Source organism: Streptomyces sp. NPDC096176 (assembly GCF_044763255.1).
Taxonomy (GTDB): domain Bacteria; phylum Actinomycetota; class Actinomycetes; order Streptomycetales; family Streptomycetaceae; genus Streptomyces.
The window spans coordinates 309,996-325,524 of sequence record NZ_JBIWFV010000003.1; the positions used below are offsets into that span (position 1 = coordinate 309,996).

The window sequence follows — 15,529 nt, forward strand, 5'->3', positions numbered from 1 at the left end:
CCGGGTTCCAGCCTATCGGGTGAGGCGCGATGTTTCCCGCACCCGCGCCCCGGTTACCCGGGGCAGGCCCGGACGACCACGGCGCACACCGCCCGGTCGGACAGTGAGGAGCGCGATCCGGATGGCCAGTACGAAAGTAGCCGACCACATCCTCCAGCGACTGCGTGAATGGGACGTGACGCATGTCTTCTCCTACGCGGGAGACGGCATCAACGGACTGCTCGCCGCGTGGGGCCGTGCGGACAACAAGCCGAAGTTCGTGCAGTCCCGTCACGAGGAGATGTCGGCTTTCCAGGCCGTCGGGTACGCCAAGTTCTCCGGCAAGGTCGGCGTCTGCGCCGCCACGTCGGGGCCGGGCGCGATCCACCTGCTCAACGGGCTCTACGACGCGAAACTGGACCATGTGCCGGTCGTGGCGATCGTCGGGCAGACCGACCGCAGCGCGATGGGCGGCTCCTACCAGCAGGAAGTAGACCTGCAGAACCTCTACAAGGACGTCGCCTCCGACTTCTGCGCGACCGTGACGGTCCCGGAACAGCTGCCCAACCTCATCGACCGAGCCATGCGCACCGCCTACGCCCGGCGCACCGTGACCGCGATCATCGTCCCCGCCGACGTCCAGGAACTGGACTACACCCCGCCGAAGCACGCCTTCAAGATGGTGCCCTCCAGCATGGGCCTCGGCCGCTACGCACCCGTTCCCGTGGACGAGGACCTCGAGCGGGCCGCGGAGATCCTCAACTCCGGTGAGAAGGTCGCCCTGCTCGTCGGCCAAGGCGCCCGCGGAGCACGCGCCGAGGTGGAACGGCTCGCCGACGTGCTCGGTGCCGGCGTGGCCAAGGCACTGCTCGGCAAGGACGTCCTCCCCGACGACCTGCCGTATGTGACCGGCGCGATCGGACTGCTCGGCACCCGCCCCTCCTATGAACTGATGCAGGGCTGCGACACCCTGCTGATGATCGGATCGAGCTTTCCCTACACACAGTTCATGCCCGAGCTCGACCAGGCGCGGGCCGTGCAGATCGACATCGACCCGCACATGATCGGCCTGCGGTATCCCTTCGAGGTGAACCTCGTCGGCGACGCCCGCGAAACACTGCGACGCCTGTTGCCGCGCCTGCACCGCAAGCAGAGCCGCGCATGGCGCGACGAGATCGAGCAGAGCGTCGACCGCTGGTGGGAGGTGATGCAGCGCAGGGCCGCCGTGGACGCCGATCCCGTCAACCCCGAGTACGTGGTGCACGCCCTGGACGGGATGCTGCCCGACGACGCCGTCATCACCGCCGACTCCGGCTCCGCCGCCAACTGGTACGCCCGGCATCTGCGGCTCCGCGGCCGTATGCGGGGCTCCCTGTCCGGGACGCTCGCCACGATGGGCCCCGGCGTCCCGTACGCCGTCGGAGCCAAGTTCGCCCATCCCGAACGTCCCGCGATCGCCCTGGTGGGTGACGGTGCGATGCAGATGAACGGCATGATGGAGATGGTCACGGCTGCGAAGTACTGGCGCGAGTGGTCCGACCCGAGGCTGATCGTGGCGGTGCTGAACAACGGCGACCTCAATCAGGTCACCTGGGAGATGCGGGCCATGTCCGGGGCCCCGCAGTTCGAGGAGTCCCAGCACATCCCCGACCTGCCCTACGCCGACATCGCCGAGCGCATCGGTCTGCGGGGAGTGCGCGTCGAGAAGCCCAAGCAGGTCCAAGCCGCCTGGAAGCAGGCCCTCGCCGCCGACCGTCCCTTCGTGATCGACTTCCGCACCGACCCGGCAGTCCCGCCGATCCCGCCGCACGCCTCGCTCGACCAGATCGAGGCCGCGGCCTCGGCGATCCTGCACGGCGACAGTGACCGCGGCTCGATGATCCGGCAGGGCTTCAAGGCCAAGGTGCAGGAATTCCTGCCAGGAACCCGGCACCGCGCGGACCGGCCGGGTGCGACGAACGACAGTGCGGACGACGACAGGTAGGACAGCCTCGTCAAGCCGTCCGTGGACGGGGGCCGCCTCTCCGGCGACCGTGAGGGACAAACCACCTTTTCCGGGTATGGCTCACGTCGGCCGCAAGGCCGCGGAATGCCGGATCGTCGGTGAGAGGTGCGTGGCGGGTGCTGTCGAGGCGGGAACAACCGAGGCGCAGGGCCGGACGGGCGGCGAAGGACGCGTCCGTCGCCCTCGACGCCCGTCTGCCGCTGTTCGACGGCGGCGCGCTGCTGCGCAAGGCGTTTCCGGATCACTGGTCGTTCCTGCTCGGTGAGCTGGCCCTCTACAGCTTTGTGGTGCTGCTGATCACCGGCGTGTACCTGACGCTGTTCTTCGAGCCGGGCATGGGCGAGGTGGTGTACCGCGGCGCCTTCACACCAATGCTCGGCATCCGCATGAGCGAGGCGTACGCATCGACGCTGGAGATCAGTTTCGCGGTGCGCGGCGGTCTGCTGATCCGTCAGATCCACCACTGGGCCGCGCTGGTGATGGTCGCGGCGATCGGCGTGCACATGCTGCGGGTGTTCTTCACCGGTGCGTTCCGCCGACCGCGCGAGGCCAACTGGGTGATCGGCGTGACCCTTCTGATCGTGACGATCCTGGAGGGATTCGCGGGCTACTCGCTGCCCGACGATCTGCTGTCCGGCACCGGGCTGCGTACGGCCCAGGGGTTCATCCTGTCCGTCCCGATCGTCGGCAGCTATCTGAGCATGTTCGTATTCGGCGGCGAGTTCCCGGGCGAGGACATCATTTCCCGGCTCTACCCGGTGCACATCCTGCTTCTGCCGGGGTTGCTGCTGGCCGCGGTGACGGCGCACCTGATCCTGGTCTTCCATCTCAAGCACACCCAGTGGGCCGCGCGGGGAAGGACCAACGCCAACGTGGTGGGCCGCCCCATGGTCCCGCATTTCACCGCCAAGTCGGGCGGTCTGTTCGCCCTGGTCTTCGGCGTGCTCGCCGCCCTCGGCGGGCTGGCGCAGATCAACCCCGTCTGGGCGTACGGGCCCTACCGTGCGGATCAGGTGTCCACGGGGGCGCAGCCCGACTGGTACCTCGGCTTCATCGAGGGCGCGATGCGTGTCATGCCCGGCTTCGAGACCCGGCTGTGGGGTCACACCGTCCAGTGGAACCCGCTGATTCCGGCGGTCGTGTTCCCCGGTGTGTTCTTCCTCGCCCTGTACGCGTATCCCTTCCTGGAGCGGTGGATCACCGCGGAGCGGGGCGAACAGCATCTGTGCGACCGTCCCCGCGACCGGCCGGTGCGCACGGGGCTGGGCGTCGCCGCCATTGTCTTCTACGGCCTGCTGCTCGTGGCCGGCGGCCAGGACATCGTCGCGTTCACCTTCGACGTCTCGGTGAACGCACTGACGTGGATCATGCGTGTCCTGGTGGTTCTCGGCCCCGTCGCGGCCTTCTGGCTCACCAAACGGCTCTGCCTGGCGTTGCAGGCGCATGAGGCTGAACTGCTGGCCGAGGGGGAGGAGACGGGCGACCTCCGGCAGTCGGTCGAAGGGACCTACGGCGAACGCCATCGCCCGCTGTCTCCCGAGGTGCGGTACGTCATGACCCACCGTGCCCCGCCCAGCCCGCTGCCGGGGGCGGAGGAAGGCGCCGAGGACACCCGGCCGCAACGGGTCCGGCGCGCCCTCAGTACGTGGTTCCACCCCGACAACCGGGCGGACGCCGCACACCGCGCCGGGGGCCCGGCGGAAGAACCGGACGAGGAACCCCGCGCCAGGGCGTAGCCGGGACAGGGGAGACCCGTCGCCGCGCACAACGGCTCACGGCTCGGGGTCGTTGTACTGGAAGACGAAGCCGACGACGCCGGGCGCAAGCAGCCCCGCGCCGATGAGGAACAGCCACAGCCCGTAGACGACGCCCAACGCCAGGACGGCGGTGCCCACCGCGGCGAGCACCGGGTAGTAGCTGCGCGGCGGAAAGAAGGCGAACCGGCCGGCGGTTTCCCGGACCTCGGCCTGCCCGCGGTTCTGCGGGACGGTGCCCAGCCGCCGGTCCTGCCGCCACAGGAAGAACGTGACGAGGGCGGCCATCAGGAACGACACGACCAGCACCGCGGTCCCGGTCGGATCTCCCGCCCACCACCCGTAGATCACGGCGGACGCCGCGAAGAACAGGGCGACTCCGAGGAAGAGCAGGGCTTCCGGCTTCATGACACCTCTTCCGTGCTCTCGCCCGCCCTCTTGGTGCGAGCCGCGGCGACCTGCGGATGGTGCAGGTCGAAGGCGGGGCACTCGGAGCGGATTCTGGGCAGCGCCACGAAGTTGTGGCGCGGTGGCGGGCACGAGGTCGCCCACTCCAGCGACCGGCCGAAGCCCCACGGGTCGTCCACGGTGACCTTCGCGCCGTACCGCCAGGTCTTCCAGACGTTGTAGAAGAACGGCAGCGTCGACGCCCCCAGCAGGAAGGCCCCGATGGAGGAGAGGGTGTTGAGGGTGGTGAAGCCGTCGGCGGCCAGATAGTCGGCGTAACGGCGGGGCATCCCCTCGGCCCCCAGCCAGTGGTGCACCAGGAAGGTGAGCTGGAAGCCCACGAACAGGGTCCAGAAGTGGATCCTGCCGAGCCGCTCGTCCAGCATCCTGCCGGTGAACTTCGGCCACCAGAAGTAGAACCCGGCGAACATGGCGAACACGACGGTGCCGAACAGCACGTAGTGGAGGTGCCCGACCACGAAATAGCTGTCGGTGGTATGGAAGTCGAGCGGCGGCGAGGCAACCAGCACCCCGGTCAGCCCTCCGAAGAGAAACGTCGTGAGAAACCCGATCGCCCACAGCATCGGTGTCTCGAACGACAGCGATCCGTGCCACATGGTTCCGATCCAGTTGAAGAACTTCACCCCGGTCGGCACGGCGATCAACAGCGACGCCAGCGAGAAGAACGGAAGCAACACCGCACCGGTCGCGAACATATGGTGCGCCCACACCACTGCGGACAGACCGGTGATGGTGACGGTCGCACCGATCAGTCCGAAATACCCGAAGACCGGCTTACGGCTGAACACCGGCAGGATCTCGGTGATGATGCCGAAGAACGGCAGGGCCACGATGTAGACCTCCGGATGCCCGAAGAACCAGAAGAGGTGCTGCCACAGCAGGGCCCCGCCGTTCGCCGGATCGAAGACATGGGAGCCGAATCTGCGGTCGGCCTCGAGCGCCAGCAGGGCGGCGGTCAGCACCGGAAAGGCCAGCAGCACCAGGATCGACGTGAACAGCACGTTCCACGTGAAAATGGGCATGCGGAACAGCGTCATACCGGGGGCGCGCAGACACAGGACGGTGGCGATGAAGTTGACCGCGCCCAGGATCGTGCTCAGTCCCGAGACGACCAGACCCATGGCCCACAGGTCGCCGCCGGTGCCCGGCGAGTGCACCGGCCCGTTCAGCGGGGAGTAGGCGAACCAGCCGAAGGAGGCTGCCCCGTTGCTCGTCAGGTAGCCCGAGACCACCATCAGACCGCCGAACAGGAACACCCAGTACGTGAAGGCGTTGAGCCGTGGGAAGGCGACATCCGGCGCACCGATCTGCAGCGGCATCACAGCGTTGGCGAACCCGACGAAGGTCGGTGTGGCGAACAGCAGCATCATCACGGTGCCGTGGATGGTGAACAGCTGGTTGTACTGCTCGTTCGACACGATCTGCAGACCGGGCCTCGCGAGTTCCGCACGCATCAGCATGGCGAGCAGCCCGGCGAAGAGGAAAAAGCCGAACGCGGTCACCAGATACATGTTCGCGATGGTCTTGTGATCGGTGGTCGTCAGCCAGCGAAGCACGGTCGCGCCCGCGGTGTATCGCGTCCCCTTCCGCCCGGACGTCGAACTGCTGTCCACGACCGTCATTCGCTGCTCTCGCTGTCGCACCTGTCGCATACCGAAGCGGGCCACATCAAACCCGTGTAACCGATGTGGACTCGTGGGAAACCTGGGCATTCCCCTGTTCGCACCCCTGCACGATCGGGAGGATTCTGAGGGGATGACGACCACCATCGGCGTGGAGGAGGAGTTCTTCCTCGTCCACACGATCACCCGGACCGTAGAGCCGGCGGGCAGCCGCATCGTGGCACTGGCCCGCGAAACCGTCGGAGACCTGGTGTCCGGCGAGTTCCACGAGGGCCAGCTCGAGGTGCGCACACCACCGTGCGACAACGCCGCAGAGCTGCTTCGGCAGCTGACCGCGGTGCGCAGGGCCGCGGGCGACGCCTCCCGCGCCGACGGCCTCGGCCTGTGCGCCGCGGGAACCCCCGTCATCGGCGGTGCGGGAGCCCGCGTCCTCGGCGACCACCCGCGATACCGCGCGGGCATCCATCAGTTCGGGACGATGATGGACGACTTCACCATCTGCTCCGCCCATGTGCATGTCCATGTACCGGATCGGGAGGTCGCCGTGCTGGCCGCTAACCACCTGCGGCCCTGGCTGCCGCTGTTCGTGGCCATGAGCGCCAATTCACCCTTCTTCGAGGGCCGTGACACCGGCTACGCGAGCTGGCGGACCGTCATCCGCGGCCGCTTCCCCGCGCTGAGCGCCCCTCCTTACGTCGAATCCCTCGCCCACTACGAACGGCTCACGGCCGCACTCCAGGACTCTGAGGCGATGCTGGACGCGAACATCCCCTTCTGGGACGTACGGCCCAACCCCCGGGTGCCGACCATCGAGATCCGTGTGATGGACGTCCCCACCGACCCATCGGACACCGCCGCGCTCACCGCGCTGGTCAGGGCGCTGGTCGTGCGCTCGGTGGAACGGGTCCGGCGTGGGGACCGGGGACCGCACACCTGCGGCGAGCTGCTGCGCGCCGCCTACTGGCGCGCCGCGCGGGACGGCTGGCCGGGCCGCGGGGTGGACCCGCTCACCGAGCAGATCCTGCCTTTCGCGGCACAGGCGGCCCGCCTCGTCGACCACGTGCTCCCGCAGCTGCGGGAGTACGGGGACGTGGACCGCGTGGACGCGTTCCTTCGGCGCCTGGACGAGCACGGCTGCGGGGCGCAGCGGCAGCGGGCCGCCTGGACACGGCGCTCACGGTTGAACGATGTCGTGGACGGCCTTCTCGTCGCCACGGCCGCTCCCGGCAGCGTCAGTCCGGGGTGAGGGTCGTGACGAGGACGTCCCGGTAGGCGGGCAGCCCGGCGTCGACCGGCCGGATCGGCGACACACCGTGCAACGTGGCGCGGTCGTCGGACAGGAGCAGACTCGCCGGCTCGTGCATCGTCGCCGACAGCACCTCGTCGCCCTCGGGCGAGTACACCGTGCTCTCTCCGCCGGTGGCGTTGCCGCGTCCGATCAGCAGTGACGACACGAGCGTCACACCGTCCCGGTGCCGGCCCTCCGGTGTGGGCTCTCCCTTGTCGTCCTCCGTGGCGATCACCCGGAAGGGGTGCACCTTGACGCTCCACCACTGGGGCGAGTGGAGGGCACCGGCCGTCCGGCCCAGCAGCGCGAGGACGGAACGCAGAACGGGGTCGGCTGTGAAAGCGCCGGTCAGAGGCTCGAAGTGACGATCCACCGTCTCGTACAGAGGGTTCGTGTTGTCCGGCTGGACGAAGACCTCGTGCGGCAGGAGCTTCAGCTCTCCGGTCGCGGGCGCGAGAAGGAAATGTCCGTAGCGCCGCAGCCTGCGAGTGCCGCACCGGGCGGCGTACTCGTCCTCCGACAGGTCCTCCCAGTGGGCCGCGAAGCGGGCCCAGGAGGGGGCGTCCGCGCCGACGCAGGCGAGGACGTCGTCCGGGGGCATGAGGTACACGCCCGTGGCCGCGAGCGCTCTGCGGGCCGCGTCGACGGCGCGTCCGGTCCGCGCGGCGGCATCGGCCGCCGCCGCCAGGATGTCGGTGTCGGAATCCATCGGATTGCCATCGCCTTTCTCCGGTAGGGCATGCGATGTCGGGCCCTTGCCATCATCGGCGGGCCGCTGAGCGGCCGCATTCCCGCACGGCCCGCGGCCCATGAGCGGCTCATGATTGGCCCATGATTGGCAGCTTCGTGCCCGGGAACCCGGCGACCCGTGCCATCCGGCTCAGACGGTGAGGAGTTGTCCCATGAGCGAGCAGACACCCTCGCAGGCCGAGGGCGAACGGGAAGACGATCCGGTCCGCGGACAGAACTTTCCCCGCACCACTCCCTCGCAGGCCGAAGGGGAGCGGGAAGAGGAACCCGAACCGGTACGGAAGGAGACGGCTGCTCCCGACCGGCGGGGTCCTGATGGGCACAGTCCCGGGAGGCGCGGTCCCGAAAGGTACGGGCCCCGAAGCTGACCCGCCGCAGGCCTTCCGCGACGGGCGGGCCGTCGTGGAAGGCCGAAAGGCGGCTCTGCGGCGCGGGGCGGGGCGCTCAGCTGTTGGGCGTCGCACCGGCCGTCGGCTGTGGGCGGCGCAGGAGGACGGAGCCGGCGATGACTGCGCCCGTCCCGGCACACAGCACGGCGGCCACTGTTGCCCAGCCGAACGAAGCGCCCAGGCTGCTCTGCAGCAGATTGAGCGTGCCCATGCCCGTCAGGGCGTGCAGCGCGATGATGCCGACCGCCAGTCCGGCGGCGGCGGCCCAGACCAGCACGGTGTCCCGTACGGCCAGCCACAGGGCCACGACCAGGCAGAGCACCATGACGGCAACAGAGAGCGTCTCGGCGTAGCCGCCGGAACGCAGGCCCGCCACATCGGTCGGCAGATGGATGACGCCGCAGGCGAACAGGGCGAGTGACGCGGGCCAGCGCAGCTGCGAACCCATCGCGGGGGAGACGGTGTGGCTGCTCGGACCGGCGGCGAGCGCGCTGTTGAGCGCCACCACGGGCCACGGCGTCGGCTTTTTCGCCTGCTCCGCGGGGGCGGCGGGCGACGCAGACGCGGGGGCGGGGGCGGGGGCCCCCGCAGCAGCGGCCTCCGTGGTGGCGCCGGGGGCCCGGGCAGGGGCCGCCTCGTACAGCGGCTCCGGGCCCTCGGCTGCGGCCTCGTTCGGCGGGCACTGCCACTCGCTCGCGTCCGTGCCGATCATGTTCACGAGCTCCACCACGTCCTCGATGGACCTGCCGACGGCGGCGGCGCGCAGGGTGGTGGCGGCTTCGTGCAGGTCGTTCGGGTGCTCGTTCTTGAGGAGGGCGATCAGTTCCCTGACCTCCTCCAGAGGACGCGAGACCGCCGCTGCTCGAAGGGCCACGTCGCCGGGGCTGTCGACCTCTCCGGTGCGCTTCAGCCGGCTCACCAGCGCGGCGACCTCCGCGATGGGGCGCTCGGTGGCGGCCGTCCACAGCAGCGTCTGGATCGGCTGCTCGCTGTCGTACACCGGGCCGTCCTGGAGCGGGCCCGCGGGCGGTGCGGGTTCCACGTCGTTCCGGGCGTCCACGTCCTCCAGAAGGGAATCCAGGTCGTCCAGGTCACCCCTGTCGTCCGACGCGGGGCGTTCCTCGTCGGCATCCGAGAGGGGGCTCAGCGGGGGCACCGGGGTCGTGCGCAGCGGATGCGGGTCCGCGACCGCGTCGCGCACCGGCGTCGGCTCCGCGGCGATGTCGCGCACGGGCCGGGTTCCGTCGGCCGTGCCGTTCGGCGGGGACGGCGGCTCGGACGTGCCGTTCAGCGGCCGGAAGGACGCGGCGTGCAGGGGCGAGGGCTGCTCGATCGCGGCGGAGGACGGCCTCGGGGCTTCTTCCGCGTCCCGCGGCGGGAACGCGTCGGGCACCGGCCGCGGGCCTTCGTCCGGGTGCCCCGTCCCGGGGGCCGGGTGGACGGGCGCCGGGTGGACGGGCGCGGGGTGGAAGGGGTCCGGGTTGACGGGCGCCGGGTTGACGGGCGCGGGGTGGAAGGGGTCCGGGTGGCCGGGCACAGGGTGGCCGGGATCCGGAGGCCGGGGACCGACCGAGCCGGCGGCCACCGTCGGGGCGGGGGGAAACACCGGTGGGTGCGGAGGGAGCGGGGGTATGGGCGGAACGGCGCGAGTGGCGTGCGGCGGCGCGAGGTGGGCCGCGTCAGAGGTCCTGTCGGGCGGCCGCGGTCGGTCGCCCTGGTAGTCGGACGGGAAGGAAGCGTTGGGGTCGGTGGTCATGGCGCGGGCTCCGTTCGCGGAACATCCGGTGGCTTGCACCGTGTCGTTCGTCGTGCGCCGCCTCAGCGCGCACACTTCGTTACATCTAATGTGCACAAAGCAACATTGCGCCATCCGGGAAAGGCGCCAGTGAGCCGGTCGACGGATTTTCGGCGGACGGCGCCCCGACGAGGATCAGCCGTCCCACTCACCGCGGCGCGACGCGGCTCCCGATGGCCCGCCCCGAGGCCGGTCATGGATCGTGAAGGAATGGGCACCCGCGAGTCCAGGAACGTCACTGCCCTGTGCAGGAGGACTCATGGCCGTCTACCACCAGCTGATCAGAAGGTCACCCGAAGCGGTGTGGTCCGTCCTGGAGGACAGGGACCGCTACAGCGACTGGGTCGTCGGCACCTCGGACAGCAGGCCCGGTCCGGGCGACTGGCCCGACGTCGGCTCCGCTCTCGAGTACACCGTGCGGATCGGCCCGTGGACGCTGAACGGCAGGACGACGGTGCGCCGCTGCGAACCGCCGCGCATCCTTGAACTGGAGGCGGAGAGCGGGCCGCTGGGCAGTGCGCGCATCGCCGTCGACGTCCGGCCCTGGGGCGCGTACGCCCTGGTAATCGTTGACGAGCATCCCCTGACGGGGCCCGGAGGGGCCCTGCACAACGCGGCCTTCGACGCCTTCCTCGTCCTGCGCCATCGCAAGATGCTCAGCCGCCTGGCACACGTCGTCGAGACCTCAGGAGACAGCGATGCCGGACGCAGTGGTCATCGGAGCGGGACCGAACGGTCTCGTTGCGGCTAATCTCCTCGCGGACGCGGGGTGGAGCGTCGAGGTGCTGGAGGCGCAGCCGGAACCGGGTGGCGCCGTGCGCAGCGACCGGGGCGTCCACCCCGACTTCGTGAGCGACGTGTGCAGCGCCTTCTACCCGCTGGCCGCGGCCTCCCCCGTGCTGTCCGCTCTGGAGCTGCAGCGGGACGGGCTGCGCTGGGGCCACGCCCCCCGGGTGCTCGCCCACCCCTTGGCCGACGGCCGGTGCGCCGTCCTGGAACGCCGGGCCGAGGACACCGCGGCCGGCCTGGCTGCCTTCGCCTCCGGCGACGGCCGCGCCTGGCAGGACCTGTACGACGTGTGGGAGCGGCTGCGGCCGGACATCCTGGACGTGCTGTTCACGCCCTTCCCGCCCGTGCGGGCCTCGGCCCGGCTGGCCGCCCGGCTGCATGCCGGAGGCGGACTGCGGCTCGCTCGCACGCTGCTGCTGCCCGTGCGCCGGCTGGGGGAGGAGGAGTTCGGGGCCGAGGCGGCCAGGCTGCTCCTCGCCGGGAGCGCGCTGCACGCGGATCTCGCGCCGGAGGCGGCGGGCAGCGGAGGATTCGGCTGGCTGATGTCGATGCTCGGTCAGAGCCACGGCTTCCCCGTACCCGTCGGCGGTGCCGGGATGCTGACGGCGGCCCTGGTGCGCAGGCTCGAGCACCGCGGCGGTGCGGTGAGATGCGGAGAACGGGCCGTCGAAGTCGTGGTGCGCGCGGGCCGTGCCGTGGCCGTACGGACCGCGTCGGGCGAGTCGGTACCGGCCGGCCGCGCCGTACTCGCGGATGTGTCCGTACCGGCCCTGTACGGGGAGTTGGTCGACGAGCGGCACCTGCCGTCCCGGTTGCTGCGGGATCTGCGGCGCTTCCAATGGGACTTCGCCACCTTCAAGGTCGACTGGGCGCTGGCCGGCGCCGTTCCGTGGACCGCCGCTGAGGCGGCCACCGCCGGTACGGTCCACGTCGCCGACGGCGTCGACGGGCTCACCCGGTTCGCCGCACAGCTGGCGATGGGTCAGGTGCCCGACCGGCCGTTCGTGCTCTTCGGCCAGATGACCGCGGCGGACGCCACCCGCTCACCCGCCGGCACCGAATCGGCCTGGGCGTACACGCATGTCCCGCAGCACACCAAGGGCGACGCGGGGGACAACGGTCTGACCGGCCGGTGGGATCCGAGTGAGCAGGAGCTCATGGCGGACCGGCTGGAGGAGCAGGTGGAGCGGTACGCGCCCGGGTTCCGCACCCGGATCATGGCCCGCCGTATCCTTGCTCCACCGACCCTCGAGGCCCTGGACGCCAATCTGCGCGGCGGAGCGATCAACGGCGGCACGACCGCCGTCCATCAGCAGCTGATATTCCGCCCGATGCCCGGCACCGGCCGCCCCGAGACACCGGTCGCCGGGCTCTATCTGGCCTCGGCGGGGGCGCACCCCGGCGGTGGAGTGCACGGAGCGCCGGGTGCGAACGCCGCTCGTGCCGCGCTGCGCGTGCTGTCCCCCGCCGCGCTGCTGAGCCGTACCCAGCGGGCCCTCGCACGCCGGGACCGCGGCGGGGAGCCGACGGACCGCGGCGTGCGAGGGGTGTGACGTCAGCTTCCGCTGCCGTAGGGCCTGGTGATGACCTCCATGCCGTGGCCGGCGGGGTCGTTGAAGTACATCCCGCGGCCGCCGTCGTTGTGGTTGATCTCGCCCGGACGCTTGCCGTGCGGGTCGGCGTAGTACGTGATCTCCGCGTCCTGGATCCGCTGGAAGACCTCGTCGAACTCCGCCTCCGAGATCAGGAAGGCGTAGTGCTGCAACGGGACGTCGTGATCGACGGTCGCGAAGTCCAGGGTGACGTTGTTGCTGAGGGTGAGGGGGATGAACGGCCCCCATTCCTCGCCGAGTTCGAGCCCCAGAATGTGGGCGAGGAATTCGGCGGACTCCCGGTTGTCCCGGGCCAGAACGATGGTGTGGTTCAACTCTACTGACACTGTGGAATGCCTCCGTAAGGCAAACTCACGGGCACCTCCATGCCTCACCCGGTCGGTGACCGACACGCGATGCCGTGCAGAAGATCCTAAAACTTCCTGGGCTCGCTGTCACGTTCGAATATCAGTCGTGCGACCCCGCGACAAGCAGCGGCTCCGGGCTCGTGTCCGTGCGGTGCCCCGAGCCGACGGGCGGGACCGGGCGCTCTGGCGTTGAATGGAGGCGCGGGGTTTCATACGTCTGCCGCACCGGCGGCGCCGATCTCGGGAGCGCCCCCTGGGAGTGATCGAGGAGTGAGCACAAGCGGCCACATCGTGAGCACGGGATCGGAGCGGCCGGAGGACACGGCGCTGCTCGTCATCGACCACGACGGCGGTGTGATCGCCTGCACCACCGGCGCCGTGGAGCTCACCGGATCGACTGCCGCAGACCTGCAGGGCCGTCCCGTGCAGGACCTTCTCACCGACCCGGGAGCCTGGTCCACCCTCTGTGATCACGCACCCGCCGCCCCCGCCCCGCAGTCGGTGCGCACGTCCCTGAAGTGTGCCGGTGGCCCCCGCGGTGTGCAGCTCGAACTGCTGCCCGTGGACGGTCTCCTGGACGCACGCTTTCTGCTGCGGCTCGTCCCCGTGGACCTCGCCGACCGGCGGGACGAGAACGACGCACTGCTCCGAGCGCTCTTCTCGCAGACCGGTATCGGCCTTGCCGTCCACGACACGGACCTGCGGCTGGTACGGGGCAACAAGCTGCCGAACGACCCCCTGCTGTCCACCACGCCTTCTGGCCGCCGGCTGGAAGAGGTGCTGGTGCCGGAAGACGCGGCGTCCGTGGACGCGCAGCTGCGCCGCGTCGTCGCGACCGGCGAGCCGCTGATCGACTTCGTCACCCCCGCCCGTCTCGCCGAGGCGCCCGAACGCGAGCGGGCCATCTCGCTCTCCGCTCTGCGCCTGGCCGGCCGTGACGGGGTCGTTCGTGGAGTCGCGGTGACCTTCACCGACGTGACCGAACAGGAACGAGCGCGACGGCGCGCGGTGCTCGTGGGGACGGCGTCGTCCGCACTCGGCCGCTCCCTGGAGGTCGGCCGCAACACCCAGGTGCTCGCCGATCTGCTGGTCCCGGCCTTCGCCGATCTCGCCTGCGTGGACATCACGGAGGCCGTGCTCATCGGCGAGGAGACCGGCGAGTTCGCCACCGGCGCACCGCTGCGCCGGGTCTCCACCGTCGCGCACGGCGGCCCGTGGCCGGGGGAGCTGTACCCCCCGGGCTCCGTCATCCGCGTCAAGGCGTACGAGAGCGAACGCCTTCGCGGAGGGTCCGCGGTCATCGTGCCCGACATCGAGGAACTTCGGCCCCGGATCGCGGAGGACCCCGATCGGCGCCGGCTGGTGCTGGCGCCGGGAACCGCCTCCTACATGGTGGTGCCGCTGCAGGCCCGCGGACACGTCCTGGGCGCGGTGTCGCTGTGGCGCACAGCCGAGCAGCCGCCCTTCGACACACGGGACGCCGCCGTCGCGGAGGACATCTGCTCCCGTGCCGCCCTCGCCATCGACAACGCACGCCGCTACACACGCGAGCGTCGCACGGCGGAGACCCTGCAGCGCAGCCTGCTGCCCCGTCCGGCGCTGAAGCTGACGGCGGCCGAGACGGCCGGCGTCTACGTGCCCGGCAGGACGCCGACCGGCACCGGCGGCAGCTGGTTCGACGTCATCACCCTCTCCTCGACCCGGGTGGCGTTCGTGGTGGGGAACGTACGAGGACACGGCCTCAACGCGGCCGTGGCGATGGGCAGTCTGCGCACGGCGGTGCGCACACTGGCCGACCTGGACCCTCCTCCCGACGAACTCCTGACGCATCTGGACGACCTCGTCGTGCGGCTCGCCGACGACGAGCAGCCGGGCGAGTCGGACGGCAGCGTCCGGGGTGCCACCTGTCTGTACGCCGTCTACGACCCGGTGAGCGCGCGCTGCCTGATGGCCGGCGCGGGCCATGCCTCGCCCGTACTGGCCCGGCTGTCCGGGGAGACCGGCCGGGTGGAACTGCAACCGGGCCCGGCGCTCGGCCTCGAGGGCGCGCCCTTCGAGCCGGTGGAGGTCGAGCTGGGGCCCGGCGACCTGCTGGCCTTCACCGCGGGATCGCTGTCCGAGGCGTCCGGCACGGGCGACGGTCATGTCGTGGAGTACCTGCGGGCCACGGCCTCTCGCGCCGGGAGCGCAGGGTGCGCCGGGAGAGCGGTGACCGAGATCGGGCGCGACATGCTCGCCCCGTTCCTGGCACGGCCACCGGACGACGACGCGGCCCTGCTGCTGGCGCGTGTCTCCGCCTCGCCGGCGGGCTCCGTCGTCGCCTGGGAGTTCCCGGCGGACGTGCGGGTGGTGTCGGACGCGAGGGCGCTCGTCACGGAGCGGCTGGCCGGATGGGGGCTGGACGACCTCACGTACACCACGGAACTGATCGTCAGCGAGCTGCTCACCAACGCGATTCGTTACGCCGGAGGCCCGGTGAGCGTACGGCTCATCAAGGACCAGCGACTGGTCTGCGAGGTCTCGGACCCGAGCGAGACCCAGCCGCACCTGCGCCGGGCCCGGCCGACCGACGAGGGCGGACGCGGACTGTTCCTCATCGCCCAGCTGACGCACCGGTGGGGAAGCAGGTACACGGCCTCCGGCAAGACCATCTGGACGGAGCAGCTACTGCCTTGACCGGCCGGTGTCAGGGACTGTCCGCATGCCGCCTTCCGTGGTGCACTGGAAGGC

At 70.6% G+C, this 15,529-nt stretch carries 11 protein-coding genes; 6 read left to right on the forward strand and 5 right to left on the reverse strand.

What is annotated here, in order from left to right:
- The first annotated feature begins 121 nt into the window (after nucleotides 1–121).
- Both ACIQ7Q_RS10120 and ACIQ7Q_RS10125 read left to right on the forward strand, forming a co-directional pair.
- Nucleotides 122–1,963 carry a thiamine pyrophosphate-requiring protein gene (locus ACIQ7Q_RS10120; protein WP_403858545.1) on the forward strand — a complete coding sequence of 614 codons (1,842 nt, stop codon included), beginning with the start codon at nucleotides 122–124 and terminating at the stop codon, nucleotides 1,961–1,963.
- A 137-nt stretch (nucleotides 1,964–2,100) separates the two neighbouring features.
- Nucleotides 2,101–3,720: a cytochrome bc complex cytochrome b subunit gene (locus ACIQ7Q_RS10125; protein WP_403858546.1), complete on the forward strand. Its 1,620-nt coding sequence runs from the start codon at nucleotides 2,101–2,103 to the stop codon at nucleotides 3,718–3,720.
- 36 nt (nucleotides 3,721–3,756) lie between these two features.
- On the opposite strand, the gene ACIQ7Q_RS10130 is transcribed toward ACIQ7Q_RS10125, so the two are convergent.
- Entirely contained in the window at nucleotides 3,757–4,146 is a 390-nt protein-coding gene (locus tag ACIQ7Q_RS10130) for a cytochrome c oxidase subunit 4 (RefSeq protein WP_403858548.1), read from the reverse strand.
- Nucleotides 4,143–5,828, reverse strand: a complete 1,686-nt coding sequence (gene ctaD / locus ACIQ7Q_RS10135; protein WP_403858549.1) for a cytochrome c oxidase subunit I — start codon at nucleotides 5,826–5,828, stop codon at nucleotides 4,143–4,145. Before ctaD ends, ACIQ7Q_RS10130 begins: the two co-directional genes overlap by 4 nt.
- Before the next feature lie 133 nt (nucleotides 5,829–5,961).
- Between ctaD and ACIQ7Q_RS10140 the strand changes: the two genes are divergently transcribed.
- The gene (locus ACIQ7Q_RS10140) at nucleotides 5,962–7,074 is read left to right on the forward strand and encodes a glutamate--cysteine ligase (protein WP_403858551.1); all 1,113 of its coding nucleotides are present in this window, start codon (nucleotides 5,962–5,964) and stop codon (nucleotides 7,072–7,074) included.
- On the opposite strand, the gene ACIQ7Q_RS10145 is transcribed toward ACIQ7Q_RS10140, so the two are convergent.
- Both ACIQ7Q_RS10145 and ACIQ7Q_RS10150 read right to left on the reverse strand, forming a co-directional pair.
- Nucleotides 7,061–7,825 carry a 2OG-Fe dioxygenase family protein gene (locus ACIQ7Q_RS10145; protein WP_403858553.1) on the reverse strand — a complete coding sequence of 255 codons (765 nt, stop codon included), beginning with the start codon at nucleotides 7,823–7,825 and terminating at the stop codon, nucleotides 7,061–7,063. The genes ACIQ7Q_RS10140 and ACIQ7Q_RS10145 overlap by 14 nt on opposite strands.
- A gap of 485 nt (nucleotides 7,826–8,310) precedes the next feature.
- Nucleotides 8,311–10,011: a hypothetical protein gene (locus ACIQ7Q_RS10150; RefSeq protein WP_403858555.1), complete on the reverse strand. Its 1,701-nt coding sequence runs from the start codon at nucleotides 10,009–10,011 to the stop codon at nucleotides 8,311–8,313.
- Between the two features lie 298 nt (nucleotides 10,012–10,309).
- Between ACIQ7Q_RS10150 and ACIQ7Q_RS10155 the strand changes: the two genes are divergently transcribed.
- Together ACIQ7Q_RS10155 and ACIQ7Q_RS10160 are read left to right on the forward strand one after the other, a co-directional pair.
- Nucleotides 10,310–10,801, forward strand: a complete 492-nt coding sequence (locus tag ACIQ7Q_RS10155) for an SRPBCC family protein (protein ID WP_403858557.1) — start codon at nucleotides 10,310–10,312, stop codon at nucleotides 10,799–10,801.
- Nucleotides 10,749–12,392: a phytoene desaturase family protein gene (locus ACIQ7Q_RS10160; RefSeq protein ID WP_403858559.1), complete on the forward strand. Its 1,644-nt coding sequence runs from the start codon at nucleotides 10,749–10,751 to the stop codon at nucleotides 12,390–12,392. The genes ACIQ7Q_RS10155 and ACIQ7Q_RS10160 overlap by 53 nt, the downstream gene beginning before the upstream one ends.
- Before the next feature lie 2 nt (nucleotides 12,393–12,394).
- Here the strand turns inward: ACIQ7Q_RS10160 and ACIQ7Q_RS10165 are convergent, their stop codons facing one another.
- Nucleotides 12,395–12,778: a VOC family protein gene (locus ACIQ7Q_RS10165; protein ID WP_403858561.1), complete on the reverse strand. Its 384-nt coding sequence runs from the start codon at nucleotides 12,776–12,778 to the stop codon at nucleotides 12,395–12,397.
- Between the two features lie 312 nt (nucleotides 12,779–13,090).
- On the opposite strand from ACIQ7Q_RS10165, the gene ACIQ7Q_RS10170 reads away from it, so the two are divergent.
- Nucleotides 13,091–15,475, forward strand: coding sequence for a SpoIIE family protein phosphatase (locus ACIQ7Q_RS10170; RefSeq protein ID WP_403858563.1), 2,385 nt, complete (start codon nucleotides 13,091–13,093; stop codon nucleotides 15,473–15,475).
- Nucleotides 15,476–15,529 lie beyond the last annotated feature (54 nt).